This is a genomic window from Aeromonas sp. s3 (assembly GCF_040907805.1).
Classification (GTDB): domain Bacteria; phylum Pseudomonadota; class Gammaproteobacteria; order Enterobacterales; family Aeromonadaceae; genus Aeromonas; species Aeromonas dhakensis.
Genome location: NZ_JBFOCQ010000027.1, coordinates 348,820 through 374,340 on the forward strand (window position 1 = coordinate 348,820; position 25,521 = coordinate 374,340).

Consider the following 25,521-nt stretch of genomic DNA (forward strand, 5'->3'; position numbering starts at 1 on the left):
CGCCAGCGCTGCCTGAACCTGCCCACAGGGAGGCCGTCATGAGCCTGCCCAGCCTGCGCCGTCGCCTGATCCTCACCCTGAGCGGTGCCGGCCTGCTGCTGCTGATCATCATCAGCCTGCTGATGGTGGTGGCCGAGGACAAGATGGAGGAGCTCAGCCTGCGTCACTGGCTGGAGGCCGAGGTGACCCGCTACAGCGACGACTGGTTGCGGCTCGGCATGGCGGCCCCCGCCCCCAGCCCGCGCCAGTTCTCCAGCTACTGGACCGAGGCCGGCCGCCTGCCGGTCTGGCTCAAACCCTACCAGAGCCCGGGCTTCTACGAACACGTGCTGGGGGACGAGGACAAACACTTCCTGGTGCGGCCCCATCCGTCCGGTAAGGGGCTGCTCTATCTGGTGTTCAACGACGACGCCGACGACTACCTGGATCCCTACGAGGATCAGCTGCACCTGGCCACCCGGCTGATCGGGCTGACCCTGCTGCTCGGCTGCATCGGCTTCGGCATCTGGCTGGTGCGCCACATCACCCGGCCGCTGCAGCGGCTGCAACAGCGGGTCGCTCACCTCACCCCGGATCAGGCGGACTTCGTGCCCGACGCCCCCTGGCAGGAGCTCAGGGACATAGAGCTGGCGCTGCTGGCCGGCAAACAGGAGGTGGCGGCCGTGTTTGCCCGCGAGCAGGAGTTCAGCCGCTTCGCCAGTCACGAGCTGCGCACCCCCAACATGGTGATCCAGGGCTCGGCCGCCCTGCTCGGCAAGGTGAGCGATCTGCCGGCGCCCGCAGCCCGCGCCACCACCCGCATTCGCGCCGCCGCCGATGAGATGGCATTGCTCACCGAGACTTTTCTGCTGCTGGGCCGCAAGGAAGAGGTGGAGCGCCCGCCCCAGCAGGTGGCGCCGCTCATACGCCGGGAGCTGGCCCGTCTCGCCCCGCTGCTGCAGCGGGAAGAGCTGGATATCCGGCTGCAACTGGACGATGAGAGCGAGGCGCTGGCCCCCCTCTCTCTGCTCGCCATTGCGCTCGGCAACCTGCTGAAGAATGCCCTCAGCTACGCCGAGGGGCACATCGACATCGAGCTGGTCGGCCCCCTGCTCACCATCAGCAACCCCACCGCCGCCGCGCCGGATCAGATCCTCGGTTACGGCTGCGGCCTCACCATCATCCAGCGCATCTGCGAGAAGCTGGGCTGGCAGATAGAGACCCGGCTGGAGGGCGGCATCTTCAGCGCCAGGCTGGTTATGAGGTCAAATTCACATGCATGAAAAAGACATCTTTATCCGACAAATACTTAATCGTTCCCATGACCATAGAAAAGCAATGCAGCTTCTTAGCTCAGCGAATATTCCAAGCCAAATGATTGCAGTCCTTCGGCAAGAATTGGATTCCATGGTACGAGTCATTTACTTACTGAGTCAGGAGCCCTCCCGACAAACTCTCCTAATAGAGGCTTCCGTTAATGGCCAACAATGGCAGCAATCTAATGGTAGGGGTCGCGTAACAGATCGAGAAATGGTTGAATTAGCTCAGCAGCTCCAAGGTTGGACGAAATCAGTGTACAAATTTGGTTGCGCATTCATTCACTTATCCAATTTCCATGATTACAACAATCGTGACCCGATGAAGCAACTTTCAGCCGAAGAACAAGAAGCCATCCTTGAGCACTGCAGACATTATCATGGAGGTCCAGAACATTCTGGATTCACAAATCTAATACCATACCTACCAAAGGTGCTGGAGAAAGTCGCAAGTAATCTTGAACACTATCTTGCACTGTTGCAGGAAGGTAGCCAGCGTCAACCTACTCAGATATAAAATAATTCATTCCAAAAACAACAGGGCGCCCGAAGGCGCCCTGTTTGCAATGCGTTGGCGGCAAGCCCGGCGTCACTCCGCCGGCTTGTGCTTGCGACTCGCCTTGAGCTCGAGAAACTCGATGATCTTGCCGGCCACGTCCTTGCCGGAGGCAGCCTCCACCCCTTGCAGGCCAGGGGAGGAGTTGACCTCCAGCACCAGCGGGCCGCGGGCACTGCGCAGGATATCCACCCCGGCCACGTCCAGCCCCATGATCTTGGCGGCCTGCACCGCGGTGGCCCGCTCTTCCGGGCTTATCTTAATCGCCTCGGCGGTGCCGCCCCGATGCAAGTTGGAGCGAAACTCCCCCGGCTGGGCCTGACGGCGCATGGCGGCCACCACCTTGCCGTTGACCACCAGACAGCGGATGTCGGCGCCGTTGGCCTCGCGGATGTACTCCTGCACCAGGATGTTGTTGTTGGTCTGGATGAAGGCCTCGATCACGCTCTCGGCGGCCTTCTGGGTTTCGCACAGCACCACGCCGATCCCCTGGGTTCCCTCCAGCAGCTTCACCACCAGGGGCGCACCGCCCACCATGGTGATGAGGTCGGGCACGTCGTGGGTGCTGTGGGCATAGCCGGTCACCGGCAGGCCGATGCCGTGGCGGGAAAGCAATTGCATGGCCCGCAGCTTGTCGCGGGAGCGGGAGATGGCCACCGAGCTGTTGAGTGCCATGGTGTTCATCATCTCGAATTGGCGCAGCACGGCGGTGCCGTAGAAGGTGATGCTGGCCCCGATGCGCGGGATCACCGCATCATAGCTCTCCAGTTCCCGTCCTTCGTAGTGGATGGAGGGGTTGTGGGAGGCGATGTTCATGTAACAGCGCAGGGTGTCGAGCACCTCGACCTGATGACCGCGCGCCTGCGCCACCTCGACCAGACGGCGGGTGGAGTAGTTGTTGGGCTCACGGGATAAAATGGCGATCTTCATGACAATTCCGCTAGAAGGCAGTGCCTGGGCAGGATGGGGCGGGAGAGTATAAGGTGCCACAGCGCCAAGACAACGCCAATTGTTTCTCCTGACAACAAGACAAACCACACAGAAACGTGCGCTGCCATCCCGCTGTCACCCGCTTGTCAAACGACGGCACCAGACTGGTCTGGATGCCGCCTCCTTCAGCGAGGATCAATCGGGCCGACCCCTCAGTGCAGGTTCGGCCCCAGCCAGCGTTCGGCCTCTGCCAGGGTCATCCCTTTGCGCACGGCGTAGTCCTCCACCTGGTCCCGCTGGATCTGGGCCACCGCGAAGTACTTGCTGTCGGGGTGGGAGAAGTACCAGCCGGACACCGCTGCCCCCGGCCACATGGCGTAGGACTCGGTGAGCTGCATGCCGATGGCCTGTTCCACGTCCAGCAGCTCCCAGATGCTCCCCTTCTCGGTGTGCTCCGGGCAGGCCGGGTAACCCGGCGCCGGGCGGATGCCACGATAGTTCTCGCGGATCAGCTCCTCGTTGGAGAGCGCCTCGTCCGGGGCATAGCCCCAGTGCACTTTGCGCACCTGCTCGTGCAGGTACTCGGCGAACGCCTCCGCCAGGCGGTCGCACACCGCCTGGATGAGGATGGCGTTGTAGTCGTCGTGATCCGCCTTGTAGGCCTTGGCGATGGCCTCCTCGCCGATGCCGCCGGTCACCGCGAAGGCGCCGATCCAGTCGGGCTTGCCGCTCTCCTTCGGCGCCACATAGTCCGCCAGACAGTAGTTGGGGAAACCCTGCTTCTCGCTCTGCTGGCGCAGGTGGTGCAGCACTTTTTTCACTTCAGTGCGCGACTCGTCGGTGTAGACCTCGATGCTGTCTCCCACGGCGTTGGCGGGGAACAGGCCTATGATGCCGGCGCAGCGCACGCTCTGATCTTTCTCCAGCTGGTCCAGCATGGCGTTGGCGTCGGCAAAGAGGCGCGTCGCCTCCTCCCCCACCACTTCATCTTCCAGAATGCGGGGGAACTTGCCCGCCAGCTCCCAGCTGAGGAAGAACGGCGTCCAGTCGATGTAGGGGCGCAGCACCGAGATGGGCACGTTCTCGAACTTCTGTACGCCGAGCTCCCGGGGCGCCGGCGGCTCATACCCCACCCAGTCCAGCTGATGGCGGTTGGCGCGGGCCTCCGCCAGCGTGATGGGGCGCGAGCGCGGCTGCTTGCGAGCGTGCTGCTCGCGGGCAATCTCGTACTCCTTGTCGATGCGGGCGACAAAAGCGGGCTTGAGATCCTCGCTCAGCAGGCTCTGGGCCACCCCCACGGCGCGGGAGGCGTTGGAGACATAGACCACGGGCTCGGAGTAGTTCTGCTCTATCTTCACCGCGGTGTGAGCCTTGGAGGTGGTGGCGCCGCCGATGAGCAGCGGCAGCTTGAAGCCCTGGCGCTCCATCTCTTTGGCCACGTGCACCATCTCGTCCAGCGACGGGGTGATGAGGCCCGACAGGCCTATAATGTCAGCCCCCACCTCCCGCGCCGTCTTGAGGATGGTCTCGCAAGGCACCATGACCCCGAGGTCGATGATCTCGAAGTTGTTGCACTGCAGCACCACGCCGACGATGTTCTTGCCGATGTCGTGCACGTCCCCCTTCACGGTGGCCAGCACGATCTTGCCGTTGCTGGAGCCGCCGGACTTCTCCGCCTCGATGTAGGGTTGCAGGTAGGCCACCGCCCGCTTCATCACCCGGGCCGACTTCACCACCTGGGGCAGGAACATCTTGCCGGCGCCGAACAGATCGCCCACCACGTTCATGCCGTCCATCAGCGGCCCCTCGATGACGTGCAGCGGCCGCTCGGCCCCGGCACGCGCCTCTTCGGTGTCCTCCTCGATAAAGTCGGTGATGCCTTTCACCAAGGCGTGTTCGAGCCGCTTGCCCACCGGCCAGCTGCGCCACTCCTGCTCCCGCGGATCCTCGGCCTGGGCGCCGGCACCGCGGTACTTCTCGGCGATGGCCAGCAGCTCTTCGGTGGCGTTGTCATTGAGGTTGAGCACCACCGCCTCAACCTTCTCTTTGAGCTCGGCCGGGATGTCTTCATAGATGGCGAGCTGGCCGGCGTTGACGATCCCCATGTCCATGCCGTTCTTGATGGCGTGGTAGAGGAAGACGGCGTGGATCGCCTCGCGCACCGGCTCGTTGCCCCTAAACGAGAAGGAGACGTTGGAGACGCCGCCGGAGATCATGGCGTGGGGCAGGTTATCCTTGATGTCCTTCACCGCGTCGATGAAGTCCACCGCGTAGTTGTTGTGCTCGTCGATGCCGGTCGCCACCGCGAAGATGTTGGGGTCGAAGATGATGTCTTCCGGCGGGAAGTCCACCTGATCCACCAGGATGCGGTAGGCGCGCTGACAGATCTCGAACTTGCGGGCGCGGGTATCCGCCTGCCCCACCTCGTCGAACGCCATCACGATGACGGCGGCGCCGTAGCGGCGCAGCAGTTTCGCCTGCTCGATGAACTTGTCCACCCCCTCCTTCATGGAGATGGAGTTGACCACCGGCTTGCCCTGCACGCACTTGAGACCGGCCTCCAGCACTTCCCACTTGGAGGAGTCGATCATCACCGGCACCCGGGCGATGTCCGGCTCGCCGGCGATGAGGTTCAAGAAGCGCACCATGGCCGCCTCGGCGTCCAGCATCCCCTCGTCCATGTTGATGTCGATGATCTGGGCGCCGTTCTCCACCTGCTGCTTGGCGACATCCAGGGCCTCGTCATAGAGACCCTCCTTGATGAGCCGCTTGAACTTGGCCGAGCCGGTGACGTTGGTGCGCTCCCCCACGTTCACGAACATGGATTCAGGGGTGATGATGAGGGGCTCCAGGCCCGACAACCGGCAGGCCACCGGCAGATCCGGCAGGGCGCGAGGCTTGATGCCCGCCACGGCGTCCGCCATAGCGCGGATGTGGGCCGGGGTGGTGCCACAGCAGCCGCCCACCAGGTTGAGAAAGCCGCTTTGGGCCCACTCGCGGATATGCTCCGCCATCTCGGCGGCGTCGAGGTCGTACTCGCCAAAGGCGTTCGGCAGACCGGCGTTGGGGTGGGCACTCACGAAGGTTTCGCTGATGCGGGAGAGCTCCTCCACGTACTGACGCAGCTCGTCTGGCCCCAGCGCGCAGTTGAGACCGAAGGAGACGGGTTTGACGTGGCGCAGCGAATGGTAGAAGGCCTCGGTAGTCTGGCCCGAGAGAGTGCGACCGGAGGCGTCCGTGATGGTGCCGGAGATCATCACCGGCAAGCTGTAGCCCAGCTCCTCGAACACCAGATCCACCGCGAAGGCGGCCGCCTTGGCGTTGAGGGTATCGAAGATGGTCTCGATCAGGATGATATCGGCGCCGCCCTCAATGAGGGCGTGGGTCGATTCGGTGTAGGCGGCCACCAGCTGGTCATAGGTGACGTTGCGCTTGCCGGGGTCGTTCACGTCCGGCGAGATGGAGGCGGTACGGTTGGTGGGCCCCAGGACGCCTGCCACGAAGCGCGGCTTGTGGGGCTCTTTCGCCGTCCACTCGTCCGCCACGGCGCGGGCCAGCCGGGCCGCCTCACGGTTGATCTCGGCCGAGAGATCTTCCATCTCGTAGTCGGCCATGGCGATGCGGGTGGCGTTGAAGGTGTTGGTCTCGAGGATGTCGGCGCCGGCGGCACAGTACTGATCGTGGATCTCGCGAATGACAGAGGGGCGACTCAGCACCAGCAGATCGTTGTTGCCCTTGATGTCGGTATGCCAGTCGGCAAACCGCTCCCCCCGGTAGTCCGCCTCGCCGAGCTTGTAGCCCTGGATCATGGTGCCCATGGCCCCGTCGATGATCAGGATCCGCTCCCTGAGACAGGCTTCCAGCTTGTTTGTCACATCCGACTTTTTGTTCGACACCGCTCGTTCCTCTTACATCCATGCAACTGCGTAAACAGCATCCTAACAGCAAACAAATCAAATGGAAATCTAGCCGTCTATCTGTCTATATCGGCGCTCTATATACTCACAAATGGGTAATGAGTAACATGTGACCCAAGAGTACCCTATGCCCGTCCTCAATAGGGATACGTGCTTGCTGTTTACTAAAGAGAAAAATAACTATGAGCGTCTACTACACACTCTGCTTCCTGGCAGCGTTGGCGATCTTTATCGCCTTTGCCAATCAGTATGTTGTGAAGATCCAGACCACCATCGCCATCACTGCGGGCTCCATGCTGATCTCCGCGCTGATGGTGCTGTTCGGTAAGCTGGGCTGGTTCAATCTGGAACCCCTGGCCGTCAAGACCATGGAGAGCATCGACTTCCAGAATTTCCTGCTGAAGGGGATCCTGGGCTTCCTGCTGTTCGCCGGTGGTCTCGGGATCAACCTGAAAGCCCTGCGTAGCCAGAAGTGGGAAATCACCATTCTGGCCATATTGGCGACCCTGCTCTCCACCTTCCTCATCGGCTATGGCTTCTGGTTCATCGCCAAGCTGCTGGGTTGGGACGTACCGCTGGTCTACTGCATGTTGTTCGGTGCCCTGATCTCCCCCACCGACCCCATCGCCGTGCTGGCCATCGTCAAGAAGATGAAGGCACCACCCCAGATCGCCATCCAGATTGAGGGGGAGTCGCTGTTCAACGACGGTGTCGGTCTGGTGATCTTCGCCACCGTGTTTGCCGTGGCCTTTGGCGGCGTCGAGCCCACCTTCGGCAGCGTGGCCGGCCTGTTCCTGCATGAGGCCCTCGGCGGCATCCTGTTCGGTGCCGTGCTGGGTCTCATCGCTCACGTGATGATCAGCGCCACCGATGACGGCTCGCTGGAGCTGCTGCTGACCCTCTGCATCCCGACCGCCGGCTTCGCCTTCGCCAACATGATCGGCGTCTCCGGCGCTCTGGCCATGGTGGTGACCGGCATCATGATCGGCAACTGGACTCGTCACAGCGGCTTCTCCGAACAGAGCAGCCATCACCTGGATCACTTCTGGGAGTTGATGGACCAGTTCCTCAACGCCCTGCTGTTCCTGCTGATCGGTCTGGCGCTGGTGCTGCTGGATCTGGCCTGGCAAGACTGGATCCTGCTGGTCATCGCGGTGCCGCTCTGCCTGGCCGCCCGCTTCATCAGCGTGTCGCTGCCCTATGTGGCCTTCCGCAAGTTCCGCAGCTACAACACCTTCTCGGTGCGGATCCTCACCTGGGGCGGCCTGCGCGGCGGTCTGGCCATGGCCATGGCGCTGGCACTGCCGTCCGGCGTCATGATGCTGCCGGAGCACGGCGTCGACCTGCGCCAGGTCATCCTGGTGATGACCTACTCGGTGGTGATGTTCTCCATCGTGGTACAGGGTATGACCATCACCCCGATGATCACCGCAGCCAAGAAGGCCTGCGGCGACTACTGAGCCATCGGCTGAGGTCAACGGATGATGAAAAAAGGGCTCCTTCGGGAGCCCTTTTTGTGGCCGCCAGACGGCCGTGAAGGAAAAACTGCAAATAATTGTTTGCTTTTTACCCATGTCGAGGAGAGAATGCGCGCCGGCTAGTTAATCAGCCCTGTTTATGTTTGCCCTGCAATGCTTCACCTCACGATGAATCCTGTCAGTACCCGCATAACCTTCTTCTGATTTACTCGCCCTGAGAACCGTTCAGGCTGTCCGCCTGCGTTGCCCGGCTCTCACGGTGCAGACCCGATCTGCCCACTCCCAAGTAGCATCATGCATCCGCGTGGTCCTTGGCGCATTCCTTGAAAGTGCAGACGCCCCTGAACCGGGCTGGGTATTCCTGCGCGCTCGTCCGCTATCTTGCTGACCGCGCCCATCGACCTGACATTTGCCAATACAAGGAGCAAAAACTTAATTTATATAGAGAAATACCATGATGAAAAGCGTACAAACTCGCAAACCCCTGCGTCGCAGCAAGCCCATCAACCTGCCCGTGCAAGAGCACGACTATGATGCGTTTCTGATCCAGTTCAGCACCCGTTTCAGCGGCGGCTTCGCCGTCTCCTGTGACGGCATTGCCGGCGAGTTCTCCATCGAAGAGCTCAACTGATCCTGCCTGCCCACCGGCAGCGCCCGATGCAGACAGGCCGCAACTCACGGCGGCCTCTTTGCCTCATTCCCCCGGCACTGCTGATATCCTGCCAGCCATGCCACAGCCCCTCAGATCGGGCAAGCCTCTACCCCTTCAGCCTCCAGCAACAGACACTCATCCGCATCCTCGGCCAGTTTGACCAACCGGCTTTGCACCAGCCCTAGCTTGGCCAGCAGCGCCACCGAACGCGCGTTGCCCGGAGTGACGATGGCTACCACTCGCTCGATGCCGAGCCGCTCCCGACCATCCTGCAGCGCCGCCAGCGCCGCTTCGATGCCATAACCCTGACCGCGCCAGGCGGGCAGGAAGGCGTAGCCGATGTCTTCACAAGGTAGGGTATCGCGCTTGATCAGGCCGCAGATGCCGAGCTTGGCTCCGTCGCTGCGCCTTGCCACCAGATAGAGACCGTGACCATGACGGGCATAGCTGACCGCCGGCCCTTGCTGGATGTAGTTTTCGGCATCCTGCAGGGTGCGGATGCCCCGATCGCCGATGTAGCGGTGAAAGTCGGGATCGTTGAGCAGTTCGAGAATGAAGGAGGCATCGGCAACCGCCAGTTCGCGCAGTTCCAGGCGCTCGGAGAGGATCATGGCAAGGGCTCGCTTAGAAGAGACAGGCCCCAAGACTGCCCCCGCAACCGCTCATTGGCAAGGCCGTCACCATGAAAAAGGGCCGCGGTGCGGCCCTGGTCGATGAAATGGGTGGCGTCAGGCCGCCAGCAAGCCGGCATAACCGTTGCCCTGCTCGCGCAGCGCCACGAACACGGCGGCGCAATCGGGCCAGGCGAGGCCGAGTCGCTCGGCCACCTGGGTTGGCCACTCGGGCGGTGCCGCTTCCCCCACATCCGACTGCGCCGCCAGGGCGATGGCCAGATGGATGATCGCAGCCTCGGCAGAGAACTCCTTGGCCAGCAAGGGGTTGTAGTGGCACTCCACCGCATGGCAGATGCTCAGGGGGAATTGCCAGCGCCTGGCCATCTCGGCCCCTGTCTGGGCATAGTTGAAGCCGACCACCAGCTCCTCGGCCTTGGCGCGTCCCTTGCTGGGCTCCAGATCCTTGATGTGGTTCACCATGTTCTCCGGCAGCCCCACGTGCATGATGAGCCGCCCCATATCGTAGAGCAGGGCGCAGGTGAACACCTCCTCCCCCTTCATGCCCTTCAGCTTGGCCAGCCGCCTGGCCAGTTCGGCCACGTCGAACACCTTGCCCCAGAAGTGCTTGAGCTCGATGCCGGGCACGGCACCGATGGAGCCGGTCAGGCCGCAGGCGAACACCATGTTGCGCACCACGTCGACCCCGAGCCGCACCACGGCCTCGTTGACGGTGGCGACCTGGCGACTGCCACCAAACTTAGCGGAGTTGGCCAGCCGAAGCAGCTTGGCGGAGATCACCGGATCCTTGTTGATCTTCTTGGCAATCAACAGGATATCCGGCTCTTTCTCATTGAAGGTCTGCACCAGTTCGCGCATGACTTCGGGCACGTTGGGCAGGTTCTGGGGCTTGGATAACAGCGAGTCTATGGTGGGCATATTGGTATCCGTCCATGCGATTTCATGATGGTTGTCGTTTGCAGACCGCAAACCCACATTAATTATGAGTAACAAAAACAGCCCATACCGAAATGTTTTTATCGAAATATTTCAATGTGTTAATAGCTATATCGCTATACTGGCATCCCTTATGACATGACGAGGCACAGCACATGAGCGAACCCACCGAGTTCTTCGACGAGCAAACCCTGCTGGAGATGGTCGACAACCAGCTCAGCGACGGCCACCCGCTGCAGGTCAAGGCGACCCTGATGCGGCTGGTGATGAAGGGCACCCCGCGCGAGGAGGCGCTGCAATATATCGCCTGCGCCCTGGGGGCCGAGCTGATGGCGATGGAAGCGGATCAGGGCCCCTTCAACCTCGAGCGCTACGGCCAGTTTCTGGACTCCCTGCCCGAGATGCCCTGGGCCGAATAAACCTTCTTGCCCGCCGGCAGCAACCCGGCCGCCGACTTGTTCCCGTTAGGCAAGCCCCCCCGCCAGCCATTATCATTACTGCCACCGGACAGCAGGGGAGCAAGCATATGCGCTGGCAAGATCGCCGCGAGAGCAACAATGTGGAAGACAGGCGCCAGCAGGGGGGCGGTGGCGGGATCCCCATCGGCGGCAAGGGGCGTCTGATCCTGCTGGTGGTGGTCATGGTGGCCGGCTATTACGGGGTGGATCTCTCCCCCCTGCTCAACGAGCCGGCATCCCAGACCCCGCCCCAGCGTCAGGAGATGTCTCAGCCGGCCAAGGATCCCCTCGCCAGGTTCACTTCGGTGATGCTCGCCTCCACCGAGGATGCCTGGGGCGAGATCTTCCAGCAGAGCGGTAGCCGCTATCAGGCCCCCAAACTGGTGCTCTATCGCGGTGCAACCCGTACCGGCTGCGGCCAGGGTCAGTCGGTGATGGGGCCTTTCTACTGCCCGGCGGATCGCACCGTCTACATCGATCTCTCCTTCTATCAGGAGATGCGCGACAAGCTGGGAGCCGACGGCGACTTCGCCCAGGGCTACGTGGTGGCGCACGAGGTGGGCCACCACGTGCAGAACCTGCTCGGCATCGAGCGCAAGATGCGTGAACAGCAGCAGGGGCTGAGCCGGGCCGAGCAGAACAAGCTATCGGTCAAACTCGAGTTGCAGGCCGACTGTTTTGCCGGTGTCTGGGGCCACTACATGGAGCGGGAACAGGTGCTGGAAACCGGTGATCTGGAGGAGGCGCTCAACGCCGCCCAGGCCATCGGCGACGATCGTCTGCAGCAGCAGAGCCAGGGCCGGGTGATCCCGGACAGCTTCACCCACGGCAGCTCGGCCCAGCGCTACGCCTGGTTCAAGCGCGGCTTTGACAGCGGCAAGCCCGCCAGCTGCAACACCTTCGCCGCCCGCTAGACGCCCAAAAAAGGGGCCGGATCCTGACAGGATCCGGCCCCTTTTCTCATGCAGGGATGAACATCAGTACTGGGAGTTGACGATCACCTCCTCCCCCAACGCGCCAGCCAGCGGCAGCGGCCGGTAGGTGGAGTTGGCCGCGCGCAGCAGCCGGATGCCGCGAATACCGATCTCCTGCGCGGCCTTGATGTCGCCATCGGCATCGCCGTAGAAGACCTTCATCTGCTTCTCCTTGAGCCACTGCACCTTGGTGTTCTGGCCCGGCTGGTCACCGGCGAAGATCACCGGGTTGAGCTGGTCGGCCGGAATGTTCATGGTCTGCTGCAGGGTCTGGCTGACGGTCTCGGTCCTGGTGGCCGAACGGCCGGTAACGAAATAGATGTGATCGCCGCGCTGGAGGTGCATGGCGATGAGCGCCTTGCCCACCTCTTTCGGCACGCTGAAGGCGTCCCAACCGTTGTTCATCTTCTCCCAGAAGGCGGGGTTCTTCAGGTAGCTCTCGTCGTTGGGGGAGAACTCTTGCTTGCCGCGATAAAACCCCGGGCTGGAGAAGAGCAGGGTGTCGTCGATGTCAAAACCGACCGCCATCGGCGGCAACCCATCCAGGCTCCTGGCAATCTGCGCCACCGACACCCAGTGAATGGGCGCCTGCTGGGACAGGGTCACCGCAGTGACACCGGCAGGGCTGGCCGGAGCTTCGACGGCCACGGCAGGCAGGGTCAGGCTGGCGGCAACCAGGGAGGCAAGCAGGGCAAAACGGGGCAATGCGGACATGATACGACTCGTCACATGAAGGAAACAGGGGGCCGATCCTGCCCCATGCCGGCACAGGAAACCGTGAAACCCGCCACAAAACAGGGCCAGGTGGCACGCATCACCACCGCAAGCCCCCATCTTGGCGCAATCGCCAAACAGGATGGCGTAGACGCCAAGGTCGGAGCAGACCACAGGCCCCATACTGGCCGCTCCCATCCACTCAGGAGCCCATCATGGATTACAAGCAACGACTGCAAGCCTGCCTCAACCGGGTCATCTGCGACCCCGATTTCACCCCGGCCGAACTCGATCACTGGTTCTGCCCGGACTATGTCCAGCTGGTGGATGAGCAGCGGCTGGATCGCGCCGCCTTCGAACAACACCTGCTGGCCCTGCGCCAGAGCCTGGCCCGCTGCGAGATCCGTTTTGTTTCGCTGCTGGCAGAGGGAAACCGGGTGCACTCCCTGCATCGGGTGCGGGCCTGGCGTCACGACGGCGCACGGGTCGAGTGCAAGGTGAGCGCCCTGTTTACCTTTCAGGGCGAGCGCCTGAGTCACACCGATGAGCTGACCTGCCTGCTGGCGGGGGAGCCGACCGACCGGGATCTCGGCTCCCGTCTCACGGCCCCGTCGGTTCCCGCAAGCAACGATTGAAGGCGTGAGAAAAGGCGCTGAAATCCCCGTACCCCAGTTCAAGGGCTATCCGCGACAGCGGCTGGCCCTGTTGCTGCAACTGGCGGGCTCGCCCCATCACCACCTGTTGCCGCCATTGTCGAAAGCTGCAGCCCAATTGCTGACTGAACAGCCGGTTGAGGGTGCGCACCGAGGCACCTGAATCGGCAGCCAGCTCCGCCAACCCGTATTCGATGGAAGGGCGCCTGCAGACCCGCTCCAGCACCCTCAGCAGCCGCACGTCCAACGTCGCGCTCAGCATGAATCCGGTCGCCGCCGGCGTTTGTCTCAGTTCGGCTGCCAGTACCGTCAGATAGGCATCCCTGAGGCCCGGCTCCGCCATGTCTGCCAGCCGCTCGAACAGGCCGGCCAGCAGCGGGCTCACCTGGTGGGTCGTCAACTCGCCCCCTCCATCCAGGTCATCCAGATAGACCAGACTGAGTTGGGAGTGGCGCAGCACCCTGAACTCATGGGCAAGTCCGGCCGGGATCAGACAGAGCTGACCCGCCACCAGCAGCACGCCTGTCGCCTGACTGCTGATCACGCCGCCGCCCCGATGCAGGTAGCAAAACTGCGGGCCGTCGTGACAGTGAAGGGACGTGAGTGCCCCCTGGGGGTAGTCGCGATACAGGAGGTTCATGACGAAGCCCCCAGGCCCAGGGCCCACCCGCAGACAGGTTCTTTCGGCACTTCTTGTCCCACGCTCTCGTCCCGGTGGGCTATAACTGCTGTACGCTTTCTAGTGACATTCAAGTCAATTGCGCCTTTTATTGGAGATACCATGGACGTGCACACCGCCGTTGCCCACCCGAACACAGCGACTCCCTCTTCACCCCAGGCCAGGCTCGATGCCATCGACCAGCTGATGGCCAGACTCGAACTCTCTCCTGACGGGCAGATCCTGGACGCCAACCCGCGTTTTCTCGCCATCATGGGCTATCAGCTAAGCGAGCTCAAGGGCCAGCATTACGCCATGCTGTTGCCGCACGACGTGCTCGACTCGCCTGCTCATGCCGCCCACTGGGAGGCGTTGAAGGCGGGCAGGGAGCAGGAGGGAGAGTTTCACCGGCTGGATCGGCACGGCCAGGACATCTGGCTGCGGGGCAGTTGCAGCCCCCTGCTGGACGAGCAGGGCGCGCTGAGCCGGATCATCGAATACAGCATGGATCTGACCGAGCAGAAACAGCTCAACGCCAACTTCGAGGGGCAGCTCAACGCCCTGAGCCGGGTCATGGGCAAGGTGGAGTTCTCGCTGGATGGCACCATTCTCGATGCCAACCCGCGCTTTCTCGAGATCGTGGGTTATCAGCTGGAGGAGCTGAAAGGCAAGCACCACAGGCTGCTGGTCGATCCTGATTATGCCCAGTCGGCCGATTATGGCGCCTTTTGGGAGACCCTGCGCCGCGGCGAATACCTGGTGGGAGAGTTCTGCCGGATCGGCAAGCAGGGGCAGGAGGTCTGGATCCAGGGATCCTACAACCCGGTGCTGGATCTGACCGGCAAACCCAGCAAGATCGTCAAGTTTGCCACCGACATCACGGCTCAGGTGGAGCAGCATCACCAGCTCAAGCGCGCCATGGAGGAGGCCGAAGAGGCCGCCAGGGTACGCGAGGAGCTGCACAAGTCGCTGCAGGAGATGTCGACCCCGGTGACCCCCATCTGGGACGGGATCCTGCTGCTGCCGCTGGTGGGGATCATCGACTCCATGCGCACCGCCGACGTGATGAACAAGTCGCTGACCAAGATAGCCGAGACCCGGGCCCGGGTCTTCGTGCTGGACATCGCCGGGGTCGCCACCGTGGACACCGGGGTCGCCAATCAGCTGATCAAGATCACCAAGGCCACCCAGTTCATGGGGTGCGAGGCCATCATCTCCGGCGTCTCGCCAGCCATCGCCCGCACCATGGTGGAGCTGGGGGTCTCGGTCGGTGACATCCGTACCACGGCGACCCTGCGGGATGCGTTCGAGATCGCCCTCAAGCGGGTCGGATCCACCCTCTAGGAGCGCCGCCCATGTTGCTCAACAACGATCTGGGCATCGCCGACGTGGCCGACTGCATCGTCGTCAGCATGCGGCCAGACCTCGGTGACGAAGGCATGCAACAACTGACGCAGGCACTCTCCCTGCGGCTGGTGCAGGGGCGCCAGCACGCGGTGCTGTTCGACTTCTCCGGGGTCATGCTGCTCGATCACCACGAGTTTCGGCAGGTTCGCAAACTGGCCCAGGTGTGCCGCCTGCTGGGAGCCGTCTGCCTGCTGGTGGGGCTGAATGCGGGGATCGCCGCCTTCCTGGCGCTGGCCGACGCCGAGCCGGGGCCGCTGCGCTGCTTTCTCGACATGGACGACGCCTTCGCCCATGCCCGCACCCTCAAGGGTGAGGAGTAGGCACCATGGAGCAGGAGCTGAGCACCCAGCAGGCCCGCTACCCATTGCGTCACGACATCGATCTGCACCTGACGGTGATGGCGGTGCGTCGCCTCCCCTTCATCGTCGACCTCTCCGAGGTGGATCGCACCATGCTCTCCACCGTGGTATCCGAGCTTGGCAGCAACATCCTGAAGTATGCCGAACGGGGGGAGATCACCCTTACCCTCCACCATCCCAGAGGACGCCCCTGCATCGACATCATCGCCCGCGATCAGGGCCCCGGCATACCCGACATACATCAAGCCATGCAGGAGCACTACAGCACCTCGGGTACCCTGGGGCTGGGGCTGCCCGGCGTGCGGCGCATGATGTCTGAACTCACCATCAGCACCCCGCCGGAGGGGGGTACCCTGGTACAGGCCCGCAAGTGGCTGGGTGCGGCCCCCGTGGAGCCAAGGCCGGTTTCTCCCCTCTCGTGCACGGGGCAGCAGCATGCCGGCCTTGACCTGGCATGGGCCAGCGAGAACCGCCCCTGCTATCCGGAGCGGGTCTCCGGCGATCTGGCGTTCATCCGGCCGGGGCCCGAGGGGGTGTCGCTGGTCCTGATCGACGTAAGCGGTCACGGCGCCTCTGCCAACCAGCTGGTACAGATATTGGAAGCGACGTTGCAGCAGACCCGTGAACAGGAACCCGCCCGTCTGCTGCAACTGCTGCACCAGCGCTGCATCGGTACCCGGGGCGCCGCCGCCGGCGTGGCGCTGGTCAACGGCAAGCGGGGTGAGCTGAGCTATGCCGGCATCGGCAATACCCGCATCCGTCTGCGCGGTCACGCCCCCTGGCGCGGCATCTCCCGCGACGGGGTGCTGGGGGAGCGTTTCCCCACCCCCCTGCTGCAGCGCCAGCCCCTCGTCGCCGGGGACGTGGTGATGCTCTACTCGGACGGCATCAGCGAATCCCTCAATCTGCGCGACGGCGCACTGGATCTCGCCGCCGAACCCGCCACGCTGGCCCACCAGGTCATCGCCCACAGCGGCCGCAGCACCGACGATGCCAGCTGCATCGTGTTGCGCGTGCTGCCGGCAGAGGAGAAGTAGATGCGGCAACTGATCGGTGAAACCCTGTTGTCCGGCCCTGCGGCGGCCCTCACCGCCCGGCGCAAGGTGATCCAGGTGCTCACCTGCCTCGATAAATCGCCGACCTTCGTGGCCCCGCTGGCAGGGGCAACCTCAGAGCTGGTGCGCCAGCTGATGGCGACCTCGGATCCACTGCAACTGCAGCTGTGGCTGGAACCAGAGGCGCAGGAGCTGTGGCTCACCCTCACGGCCGATGTCCCGCTCTCCCCCGCCCCTGCCGACATGCATCCGGGCAGCATCCGGCTGGAGGTGCACGCCGACAATCTCCTCGCCCTGGTCTGCCGGTTGCCGCACTGGCCAGATGCCGGGCGACAGCAACAGATGCAGCAGCAATTCGCCGAACCGACCCGGGAAGAGCTGTTTGCAGTGATGCAGGCCAAGAACCAGGAGCTGGAGCAGGCCTATGAACTGGCGGAGAGCGCGACCCGGGCCAAAAGCGAATTTCTCGCCAACATGAGCCACGAGATCCGCACCCCTATGAACGCCATCCTCGGCATGTCCCACCTCGCCCTGCAGACCCGGCTCGATCCGCAGCAGCTCGACTATGTCAGCAAGATCCAGCGTGCCGCGCAGCACCTGCTCGGCATCATCAACGACATCCTGGATTTCTCGAAGATCGAGGCGGGCAAGCTGGATCTGGAACGGATCGAGTTCGATCTCGACCACGTGCTGGAAAACCTCGCCACCCTGGTGGGTGAAAAGGCGGAAGCCAAGGGCATAGAGCTGTTGTTCGAGGTCGACCACCAGCTCGACACCCTGCTCTATGGCGATCCCCTGCGTCTCGGCCAGATCCTCATCAACTACGCCAACAACGCGGTCAAGTTCACCGAGCAGGGAGAGATCCTGGTCAAGGTCCGCTGTCTGGAGAAGCTGCCGCAGGAGGTACTGCTGCACTGCTCGGTGCAGGATACCGGGATCGGCATGAGCCAGGAGCAGCAGCAGCGGCTGTTCCAGTCCTTCCAGCAGGCGGATAGCTCCACCACCCGCAAGTACGGCGGCACCGGGCTTGGCCTTGCCATTTGCCGCAAGCTGGCGGGCCTGATGGGGGGTGAGGTGGGCGTGCAGAGCGAGCCGGGCCAGGGCAGCACCTTCTGGTTTACCGCCAGGCTCGGCCGCGGCAGGCGCAGATCCCGCTATCTGCCGAGCCTGGATCTGCGCGGCCGCCGCATGCTGGTGGCCGACGACAGCGCCAGTGCCCGTACCATACTGGCCGCCCTGCTGCGCGGCATGAGCTTTGTGGTGGACACCGCAGAGTCCGGCCAACAGGCCCTGCAGATGATCGCGGATGCCGAGCAGCAGGGAACCCCCTATGAGGTGGTGCTGCTGGACTGGCGCATGCCGGGACTGGACGGCATCGAGACGGGGCGTCGTCTCATCGCCCGAGGTGCGGGCCGGCGCCCCTATCGGGTCATGGTGACCGGCTACGGGCGCGAGGAGATCTTTCGCGAGGCCGATGCTGCCGGTTTTGATCGGGTACTGGTCAAGCCGGTCTGCGCCTCCGTGCTGTTCGATACCGTCATCGGCCTGTTCGGGCAACAGGCCGCGACCCTCTCCTTCAAGCATCAGGCGACCCATCACTATCGCTTCGACGGTCTGCGGATCCTGCTGGCGGAAGACAACGAGCTCAATCAACAGGTGGCGCTGGAGCTGCTGCAGGCGGTCGGCGCCAAAGTGAGCGTGGCCAGCAATGGTGCCATCGCACTGGATATGGCGACCAAGGCTCCCTACGACCTGATCCTGATGGACATGCAGATGCCAGTGATGGATGGGCTGGCCGCTACCCGGCAACTGCGCCAGCAAGAGGGAACCGGGCAACACATTCCAATCCTGGCGATGACCGCCAACGTCATGGCCGGCGATCGCGAGCGCTGCCTCGCCGCCGGCATGGACGATCACATCGCCAAGCCTATCGATCCCGACAAGCTCTATGACGCCCTGCAACGCTGGGCAACCTCCTTCAGTCGCGAGGTCGGGGCCAGATTCAAGACGTCGCAACCGCCCCCGGCATCGTCGTTGCTGCCACAGCTGTGCGAGCTCGGGCTCAATGCCGAACGGGCCTTGCAGCGGCTGATGAACAACTGGGGCTGGTATCAGGATCTGCTGCTGCGCTTCGCCCAGCAGGGTACGCAACCCATGGCAAGCCTGCTGACCGCTTTGCAGGCAGACGAACGGGAAGAGGCACACCGGCATGCCCATACCCTCAAGGGAATAGCGGCCACCCTGGGCGCCGAATCATTGCAGGAGATCGCGGCCACACTGGAAAACGCCATCACCCGGGGTGACGAGGCTGCCGCTCTGCTGCCACTGGCCGAACAGGGGCTGCAACTGCAAGCACAACTGGCGCAGGGGCTGCTGCAGTTGCTGCCAGACGAAGTACCCGAGCAGCCCGAGCAGGAGAAGATCGATACCGCTCCCCTACTGAACCGGCTCACCGGGCTGCTGCTGGAGGATGATGCCGAAGCCTTCACCCTGTTTCAGCGCCATCAGGCCCGGCTCGCCCCCCTGCTGGGGGAGAGGGCGTCAGCCATCGGTGAGGCCATGAGCCGTTTTCGTTTCGACGATGCACTGGCTCATCTGCAACAAGTCCGGGCCCTCAGACCCGATCTGTTCAACCAAGAGTGAGGGCACCATCATGCTCAACTTGCTGGATCCAGATACCAAACCCACCCTGCTGGTGGTCGACGACACGCCGGAGAACCTCTCCCTGCTCAGCGCCCTGCTCAGCCCCCACTATCGGGTCAAGATAGCCATCAGCGGCCAGCGGGCGCTGGAGATCCTCTCGACCGGCCCCCGGGTGGACTTGATCCTGCTCGACGTGGTGATGCCCCAGATGGATGGCTACCAGGTGATGCAGGCGCTACAGGAGATGCCGCAGGCGCGGGAGATCCCGGTGATATTCCTGACCGCCCAGGTGGAGGAGAGCGCGGAGGCGCACGGCCTGGCACTCGGGGCCGTCGACTACATCCACAAGCCGATCTCCCCCGCCATCGTGCTGGCCAGGGTCAGAAACCACCTGGAGCTGAAGGCGGCGCGGGATCTGCTGCACGATCAGAACGCCTATCTGGAGCAGGAGGTGGAGCGGCGCACCCGGGAGAACGAGCTGATCCAGAACATCACCATCCACTCCCTCGCCTCGCTGGCCGAAACCCGCGACAACGAGACCGGCAACCACATATTGCGCACCCAGCACTATGTGCGGCTGCTGGCGGAGACCCTCTGCGATCACCCCCGCTTCCATGCCGAGCTGACCCCCAAGACCATAGATCTGCTGTTCAAGTCGGCCCCCCTGCACGACATCGGCAAGGTCGGCGTACCGGACCGCATCCTGCTCAAACCCGGCAAGCTGGATGAAGAGGAGTTTGCCCAGATGAAACACCACTCCATCCTCGGCAAGGAGGCCATCGTCCATGCCGAGGAGGCGCTCGGGGTGGAGGTGGAGTTCCTGCGGCTGGCCAAGGAGATCGCCTGCTACCACCACGAGAAGTGGGACGGCACCGGTTATCCCTACGGCCTGATCGGCGACGAGATCCCCCTCTCGGCCCGACTGATGGCGCTGGCCGACGTGTACGACGCCCTCATCAGCAAGCGCTGCTACAAGGCCGCCATGTCCCACCAGGAGGTGGTGCCCATCATACTGGCCGGACGGGGCAACCACTTCGACCCCGACATCACGGACGCCTTTGCCTCCATCCACCAGCAGTTCCACGAGATCGCCCTGCGCTACAACGACGACAAGGGCGAACGGGAGCCCAACCGCGACTAGGCGGTGGCGGGCAGCAGATCGGTGAAGACGAAGCCGTCCCGCTCCACCGTCTCGCCGGTCCGGATGGCCAGCGGTTGGCGGAACATGGGGCCATCCCAGGCCAGGGTATGAAACTCGCCGTTCTCGCCGCACGGGTCCACCCCGTCGGGCAGCGTCGCCAGCAAGGCCGCATCAAACTCATGCCCGCCGAGGGTGGCAGGCAGCTTGCGCGGATCCAGGGTGCTGATCCTGGCCCTGAGCCCTGCCGCCATCATCTGTTGCGCCAGCTCGCCTGTCTTGCTGCCCCACAGCGGAAACAACGGTGTGATCCCCGTCCCCGCCAGCTGCCGCTCCCGATAGGCGCGCACGTCTTCGAGAAAGAGATCGCCAAACGCCATGTGGCGGATCCCCTGCGCCACCACGTCGGCGATGAAGTCGGTCATGATGCGGGCGTAATCTTCGTTGCTGCAGGGCCAGGGCAGGTCGATGGTGGTCAGCGGCAATCCCACGCATTCGGCCTGAGCCAGCAGCAACTGCTTGCGCACCCCGTGCATGGCCACCCGCTCGAATGCCTGGTTGAGGGTAGTGAACAGCCCCACCACCTCGATGGCAGGATCCTGCCGCAATGTGTGCAGCGCCCAGGCGCTGTCCTTGCCGCTGCTCCAGGAGAGCAGCACCTTGGTCTTCGTCATGATATCTCCAGCAATCCGGTGGCCGGGCACTGGCGGCCAGCCGGCGCACCTTGGTTGTCATTCGCCCCGGGCGCGGTACCCGCCCTCGCCTTGCTGCACCAAAAAGCTGCAAGACAGTGTTGCGAATTGTGCGATTTACAGGTCGGGATGCAAAAGCATACCCTCGGTAGTGAGCGTGTCCCCTGCAAGGATGGGGAACAATAACTAAAAAGACGATGGGAAACATAAGGATATGACGACAGTCACGCAAGCTTACGACCACAGCCGTCCCCTCAACCGACAGGACTACAAGACCCTGAGCCTGGCGGCGCTGGGCGGTGCCCTCGAATTTTACGACTTCATCATCTTCGTCTTCTTCGCCGTGGTGATCGGCGAGCTCTTCTTCCCCGCCGACATTCCCGAGTGGTTGCGCCAGTTCCAGACCTTCGGCATCTTCGCCGCCGGCTATCTGGCCCGTCCGCTGGGCGGCATCATCATGGCTCACTTTGGCGATCTCATCGGCCGCAAGCGGATGTTCACCCTGAGCATCATCATGATGGCGCTGCCCACCCTGCTGATCGGCCTGCTGCCCACCTACGCCGTGCTCGGCATCGCCGCCCCCCTGCTGTTGCTGCTGCTGCGGATCCTGCAAGGGGCCGCCATCGGGGGTGAAGTGCCCGGCGCCTGGGTGTTCGTCGCGGAGCACGTACCCGCCCGCCGGATCGGGGTCGCCTGCGGCACCCTCACCGCGGGATTGACGGCCGGCATCCTGCTCGGCTCCTTGGTGGCCACCGCCATCAACCGCGGCATGAGCCCGAGCGAGGTGAGCGACTGGGGCTGGCGTCTGGCCTTCGTGCTTGGCGGGGTGTTCGGCATCGTCGCCATGTACCTGCGCCGCTGGCTGCACGAGACCCCGGTCTTTGCCGAGATGCAGGCCAACAAGGCGCTGGCGGAAGAGCTGCCGCTCAAGACGGTGCTGCGCAGCCACAAGGGCAGCGTCGTGATTTCCATGCTGCTCACCTGGCTGCTCTCCGCCGGCATAGTGGTGGTGATCCTGATGACCCCCACCTATCTGCAGAAGGTGCACGGCATCAGCCCGGCCGATGCACTGACCGCCAACTCGCTGGCCATTCTGGCCCTGACGCTGGGTTGCATCGTCTATGGCCGGCTCATCGATGCCCTCGGCAGCGGCCCCACCTTCATGCTGGGTTCATTGCTGCTGGCCGGCGCCAGCTACGCCTTCTATCACGGGCTGGCGAGTGACACCAGCCAGCTGGTGCCGCTCTATGTCCTGGCCGGTTTTGCGGTAGGGATCGTCGGCGCCGTGCCCTACGTCATGGTCAACGCCTTCCCGGCGGTGGTGCGCTTCTCCGGGCTGTCGTTCTCCTACAACGTGGCCTACGCCATCTTCGGCGGCCTCACCCCCATGCTGGTCACGCTCTGGATGAAGAGCGACATGCTGGCCCCCTCCCACTACGTGGTAAGCCTGTCGGTGCTGGGCTTTGCCATCGGCCTGTGGCTCTGGCTGCAGCAGCGCAGTCAGCGCCAGAGCGCGCCGCAGGCCGCCTGAATCCTCCCGAGCCCCGCCCAGTGCGGGGCTTTTTTCATACCGCCTGTGTTCAGGTTGGCCGACTTAAGATAGCCTCCCTCTCGGGCCCCTCGACGGCCCGGGACTACTCCGCCCCCCAGTCATTCGAGGTTCATGATGTTCTTTCAGGTCGTATTTCTCGCCTTGCTGGCGCTGCTGCCCATGGTCAACCCGCCCACCACGGCCACCCTGCTGCTGGGGCTGAGCAAGGGGATGTCGCGCGAACACGTGCGCCGCCAGATCAACCTGGCCGCCATCTATCTGTTCTGCACCCTCTGCGTCAGCTTCTTCATCGGCTCCTCCATCCTGGATCTGTTCGGGATCTCCATTCCTGGCCTGCGCCTGGCCGGCGGTCTCATCATCGCCTTCATCGGCTTTCGCATGCTGTTCCCGGCCCCCAGCCAGGCGGACGGGGTCGACATCAACCAGAGCATCGCCTTCGTGCCGCTCACCATGCCCAGCATGTGCGGGCCCGGCACCATGGCGCTGGTGATCAGCGGCGCCGCCCAGATCGCCGAGCTGCCGGACGAATACAACCGCTTCACCATCTATGCCGCCATGGTCACCGCCTTCGCCCTGATGAGCCTGCTCAGCTGGGGCGTGCTCAAGCTGGCGGACCCTGTCTGCAAGATCCTGGGCGCCACCGGCATCGACGCCATGACCCGGATCATGGGCTTCTTGCTGGTCTGCATGGGTATGCAGTTCTGCATCAACGGCATCAAGGAGGTGGCCCAGGATCCGGTGTTCCACAGTGCGCCGACGGTACAAATGGCACCCGCGTTGCCACACGTATCCGGCACCCTTGATCAACTGCAGGATCCGCGCCAGCCCTGACTGAAAACGGTGTCATAAATGCGCAAAAATCGGCGCTGATCTTGCGCCTGATCATGTTGCTGACACACAAATGAGTTAGTTTGTTTTTTATACAGATTCGATTCAGAGTGTGCTTGGTAGGTTTGTGGATGGACACCCACTCACTTCAGGAGATGTGCAAATGGAAAAGATGCTGACCGAGATTGGAAGCTACAGCCTGTTTCATGAATATCTGAACGTGGTCGGTGCCGCCAGCCCCGCTCTGACCCGGATCAAGAGCCGGTGGGAGTACAAACAGAGCGATCGTCTGGTTGCCCAGATCAGGGTCGACCAACAAGGCAACGCGCGCTTCTTCATCGACGCCCGCGCCATTTCAGTCAACTGACCGAGCCCCGTATCTGCAGCCCCGGCCCTTGCCGGGGCTTTTTGTTTCCCATGATCCCGGATAGCAAAACCCCGGCACCTGGCCGGGGGTTTGGCGATCACGGGAGTACCGCTCACTGCCCTTACTGGGTGCCGCCCACGGTGAGCTGATCCAGCTTGAGGGTGGGCTGGCCGACACCGACCGGCACGCTCTGTCCCTCCTTGCCGCAGACCCCGACCCCGCGATCCAGCGCGAGATCCTTGCCCACCATGGAAACCTGGCTCATCGCCTCGGGGCCGTTGCCGATCAGGGTCGCCCCCTTGATGGGCGCGGTGATCTTGCCATCCTCGATGAGGTAGGCCTCGGAGGCGGAGAAGACGAACTTGCCGGAGGTGATATCCACCTGACCGCCGCCGAAGTTGGGGGCGTAGATCCCCTTCTTCACCGAGGCGATGATCTCGGCCGGATCGTACTGACCCGCCAGCATGTAGGTGTTGGTCATGCGCGGCATCGGCAGGGCGGCGTAGGATTCGCGGCGGCCGTTGCCGGTGAGCGGCACGCCCATCAGGCGGGCGTTCTGCTTGTCCTGCAGGTAACCCTTGAGGATGCCGTTCTCGATCAGCACGTTGTAGCCGCCCGGCGTCCCCTCATCGTCGATGGAGACGGAGCCGCGCCGACCCGGCAGGGTGCCATCATCGACTATGGTGCAGTGCTTGGAAGCCACCTGCTCGCCGATGCGGCCGGCAAAGGCAGACGAGCCCTTGCGGTTGAAATCCCCCTCCAGACCGTGGCCCACCGCCTCGTGCAGCAGCACGCCGGGCCAGCCGGCACCGAGTACCACCGGCATGGTGCCGGCCGGTGCATCGATGGCGTCGAGGTTCACCAGCGCCTGGCGCACCGCCTCGCGCACATAGCCAAACGCCCGGCTCTCCAACCCGTCCAGCTCGAGGAAGTAGTCGTAGCCGAAACGGCCACCACCACCGGCACTGCCGCGTTCGCGACGATCGCCCTTTTCGGCGATGACGGTCACCGAGAGACGCACCAGCGGACGCACATCGGCGGCCAGGGTGCCGTCGGTGGCGGCCACCAGCACCTCTTCATAGACGCCACTGATGGAGGCCATCACCTGATTGATGGCGGGATCCAGGCTTCTGGCGAACTTGTCCATCTGCTCCAGCAGGGCGATCTTCTGCTGCTTGTCGAGGGTCTGCAGCGGATCCAGCGCCGGGTAGAGCAGGTTTGCCGAGGTTCTGGCCCACGCCTTCACCTTGCCCTGCGCACCGGCAGCCGCGATGCCACGGGCGGCAGTCACCGACTGTTGCAATGCCAGCAGGCTCAGCTCGTCCGAGTAGGCGAAACCGGTCTTCTCGCCGCTGACGGCGCGTACCCCCACCCCCTGATCGATGTTGTAGCTGCCATCCTTGACGATGCCGTCCTCCAGCATCCAGGACTCGTGCCAGCTACGCTGGAAATAGAGGTCGCCGAACTCTACCTGATGGCTCATCAGGCTGCCGAGCAACTGCTGCAGCCGCCCTTCGTCGAGATCGTTCGGGGCCAACAGGGAGGCACTAACCTGGCTCAATAGACTCAATCTTTCTCTCCACTCTCGATGCGAGATGTCGTAACGGTTAAATCCCCGACCCTGGGT

Annotated in this window: 23 protein-coding genes; 15 read left to right on the forward strand and 8 right to left on the reverse strand. The window is 63.4% G+C overall.

Annotated features, from left to right (window positions below; translation table 11 throughout):
* Nucleotides 1–38 precede the first annotated feature (38 nt).
* Nucleotides 39–1,262, forward strand: coding sequence for a sensor histidine kinase (locus AB5Y98_RS14600; RefSeq protein ID WP_368232162.1), 1,224 nt, complete (start codon nt 39–41; stop codon nt 1,260–1,262).
* A complete protein-coding gene (locus AB5Y98_RS14605; protein ID WP_226009112.1) occupies nt 1,255–1,812 on the forward strand; it encodes a hypothetical protein in 558 nt (185 codons plus the stop codon). The genes AB5Y98_RS14600 and AB5Y98_RS14605 overlap by 8 nt, the downstream gene beginning before the upstream one ends.
* A 72-nt stretch (nt 1,813–1,884) precedes the next feature.
* On the opposite strand, the gene rimK is transcribed toward AB5Y98_RS14605, so the two are convergent.
* Nucleotides 1,885–2,781, reverse strand: a complete 897-nt coding sequence (rimK, locus tag AB5Y98_RS14610; protein WP_016349212.1) for a 30S ribosomal protein S6--L-glutamate ligase — start codon at nt 2,779–2,781, stop codon at nt 1,885–1,887.
* Between the two features lie 212 nt (nt 2,782–2,993).
* Nucleotides 2,994–6,677 (reverse strand): methionine synthase, encoded by a 3,684-nt coding sequence (metH, locus tag AB5Y98_RS14615; protein ID WP_368232163.1) that lies wholly within the window; start codon nt 6,675–6,677, stop codon nt 2,994–2,996.
* 203 nt (nt 6,678–6,880) lie between these two features.
* On the opposite strand from metH, the gene AB5Y98_RS14620 reads away from it, so the two are divergent.
* Both AB5Y98_RS14620 and AB5Y98_RS14625 read left to right on the forward strand, forming a co-directional pair.
* Entirely contained in the window at nt 6,881–8,158 is a 1,278-nt protein-coding gene (locus AB5Y98_RS14620) for a sodium:proton antiporter (RefSeq protein ID WP_017785993.1), read from the forward strand.
* Nucleotides 8,159–8,630: 472 nt separating this feature from the next.
* Nucleotides 8,631–8,807 (forward strand): hypothetical protein, encoded by a 177-nt coding sequence (locus AB5Y98_RS14625; RefSeq protein ID WP_005308161.1) that lies wholly within the window; start codon nt 8,631–8,633, stop codon nt 8,805–8,807.
* Between the two features lie 110 nt (nt 8,808–8,917).
* Here the strand turns inward: AB5Y98_RS14625 and AB5Y98_RS14630 are convergent, their stop codons facing one another.
* Together AB5Y98_RS14630 and AB5Y98_RS14635 are read right to left on the reverse strand one after the other, a co-directional pair.
* Nucleotides 8,918–9,439 carry a GNAT family N-acetyltransferase gene (locus AB5Y98_RS14630; RefSeq protein WP_336291494.1) on the reverse strand — a complete coding sequence of 174 codons (522 nt, stop codon included), beginning with the start codon at nt 9,437–9,439 and terminating at the stop codon, nt 8,918–8,920.
* Nucleotides 9,440–9,556: 117 nt separating this feature from the next.
* Entirely contained in the window at nt 9,557–10,378 is an 822-nt protein-coding gene (locus tag AB5Y98_RS14635) for an HDOD domain-containing protein (protein WP_368232164.1), read from the reverse strand.
* 173 nt (nt 10,379–10,551) lie between these two features.
* Here AB5Y98_RS14635 and AB5Y98_RS14640 point away from each other — a divergent pair, with 173 nt between their 5' ends.
* Together AB5Y98_RS14640 and AB5Y98_RS14645 are read left to right on the forward strand one after the other, a co-directional pair.
* Nucleotides 10,552–10,815, forward strand: coding sequence for a hypothetical protein (locus tag AB5Y98_RS14640; RefSeq protein WP_005308154.1), 264 nt, complete (start codon nt 10,552–10,554; stop codon nt 10,813–10,815).
* A 107-nt stretch (nt 10,816–10,922) separates the two neighbouring features.
* Nucleotides 10,923–11,768 (forward strand): neutral zinc metallopeptidase, encoded by an 846-nt coding sequence (locus tag AB5Y98_RS14645; protein WP_252602393.1) that lies wholly within the window; start codon nt 10,923–10,925, stop codon nt 11,766–11,768.
* Nucleotides 11,769–11,831: 63 nt separating this feature from the next.
* Here AB5Y98_RS14645 and aphA read toward each other — a convergent pair whose 3' ends face one another.
* A complete protein-coding gene (aphA, locus tag AB5Y98_RS14650; RefSeq protein ID WP_268037906.1) occupies nt 11,832–12,542 on the reverse strand; it encodes an acid phosphatase AphA in 711 nt (236 codons plus the stop codon).
* Nucleotides 12,543–12,757: 215 nt separating this feature from the next.
* Between aphA and AB5Y98_RS14655 the strand changes: the two genes are divergently transcribed.
* The gene (locus AB5Y98_RS14655) at nt 12,758–13,177 is read left to right on the forward strand and encodes a nuclear transport factor 2 family protein (protein ID WP_139726134.1); all 420 of its coding nucleotides are present in this window, start codon (nt 12,758–12,760) and stop codon (nt 13,175–13,177) included.
* Here the strand turns inward: AB5Y98_RS14655 and AB5Y98_RS14660 are convergent.
* Nucleotides 13,143–13,835 carry a helix-turn-helix domain-containing protein gene (locus AB5Y98_RS14660; protein WP_368232165.1) on the reverse strand — a complete coding sequence of 231 codons (693 nt, stop codon included), beginning with the start codon at nt 13,833–13,835 and terminating at the stop codon, nt 13,143–13,145. The two genes, AB5Y98_RS14655 and AB5Y98_RS14660, sit on opposite strands and share 35 nt — an antisense overlap.
* Before the next feature lie 141 nt (nt 13,836–13,976).
* Here AB5Y98_RS14660 and AB5Y98_RS14665 point away from each other — a divergent pair, with 141 nt between their 5' ends.
* From AB5Y98_RS14665 to AB5Y98_RS14685, 5 genes are read left to right on the forward strand one after another with little or no spacing between them, the layout of a single operon-like run.
* Nucleotides 13,977–15,197, forward strand: coding sequence for a PAS domain-containing protein (locus tag AB5Y98_RS14665; RefSeq protein ID WP_279699314.1), 1,221 nt, complete (start codon nt 13,977–13,979; stop codon nt 15,195–15,197).
* 11 nt (nt 15,198–15,208) lie between these two features.
* A complete protein-coding gene (locus tag AB5Y98_RS14670) occupies nt 15,209–15,580 on the forward strand; it encodes an anti-anti-sigma factor (protein WP_252602404.1) in 372 nt (123 codons plus the stop codon).
* A 5-nt stretch (nt 15,581–15,585) separates the two neighbouring features.
* On the forward strand, nt 15,586–16,656 hold the full coding sequence (locus AB5Y98_RS14675; protein WP_368232166.1) for a SpoIIE family protein phosphatase: 1,071 nt from the start codon (nt 15,586–15,588) through the stop codon (nt 16,654–16,656).
* A complete protein-coding gene (locus AB5Y98_RS14680; RefSeq protein ID WP_368232167.1) occupies nt 16,657–19,317 on the forward strand; it encodes a response regulator in 2,661 nt (886 codons plus the stop codon).
* On the forward strand, nt 19,256–20,458 hold the full coding sequence (locus tag AB5Y98_RS14685) for an HD-GYP domain-containing protein (RefSeq protein ID WP_017778514.1): 1,203 nt from the start codon (nt 19,256–19,258) through the stop codon (nt 20,456–20,458). The genes AB5Y98_RS14680 and AB5Y98_RS14685 overlap by 62 nt, the downstream gene beginning before the upstream one ends.
* On the opposite strand, the gene AB5Y98_RS14690 is transcribed toward AB5Y98_RS14685, so the two are convergent.
* Nucleotides 20,455–21,129: an ATP-binding protein gene (locus tag AB5Y98_RS14690; RefSeq protein WP_368232168.1), complete on the reverse strand. Its 675-nt coding sequence runs from the start codon at nt 21,127–21,129 to the stop codon at nt 20,455–20,457. The genes AB5Y98_RS14685 and AB5Y98_RS14690 overlap by 4 nt on opposite strands.
* Nucleotides 21,130–21,361: 232 nt before the next feature.
* Here AB5Y98_RS14690 and AB5Y98_RS14695 point away from each other — a divergent pair, with 232 nt between their 5' ends.
* The 3 genes from AB5Y98_RS14695 (at nt 21,362) to AB5Y98_RS14705 (ending at nt 23,894) form a co-directional block, all read left to right on the forward strand.
* Nucleotides 21,362–22,678, forward strand: coding sequence for an MFS transporter (locus tag AB5Y98_RS14695; RefSeq protein WP_010635359.1), 1,317 nt, complete (start codon nt 21,362–21,364; stop codon nt 22,676–22,678).
* Nucleotides 22,679–22,813: 135 nt separating this feature from the next.
* Nucleotides 22,814–23,530, forward strand: a complete 717-nt coding sequence (locus tag AB5Y98_RS14700) for a MarC family NAAT transporter (protein WP_043170668.1) — start codon at nt 22,814–22,816, stop codon at nt 23,528–23,530.
* Nucleotides 23,531–23,690: 160 nt separating this feature from the next.
* A complete protein-coding gene (locus AB5Y98_RS14705; RefSeq protein WP_005308127.1) occupies nt 23,691–23,894 on the forward strand; it encodes a hypothetical protein in 204 nt (67 codons plus the stop codon).
* Nucleotides 23,895–24,015: 121 nt separating this feature from the next.
* On the opposite strand, the gene tldD is transcribed toward AB5Y98_RS14705, so the two are convergent.
* On the reverse strand, nt 24,016–25,464 hold the full coding sequence (gene tldD / locus AB5Y98_RS14710; RefSeq protein WP_024942708.1) for a metalloprotease TldD: 1,449 nt from the start codon (nt 25,462–25,464) through the stop codon (nt 24,016–24,018).
* Between the last annotated feature and the right edge of the window lie 57 nt (nt 25,465–25,521).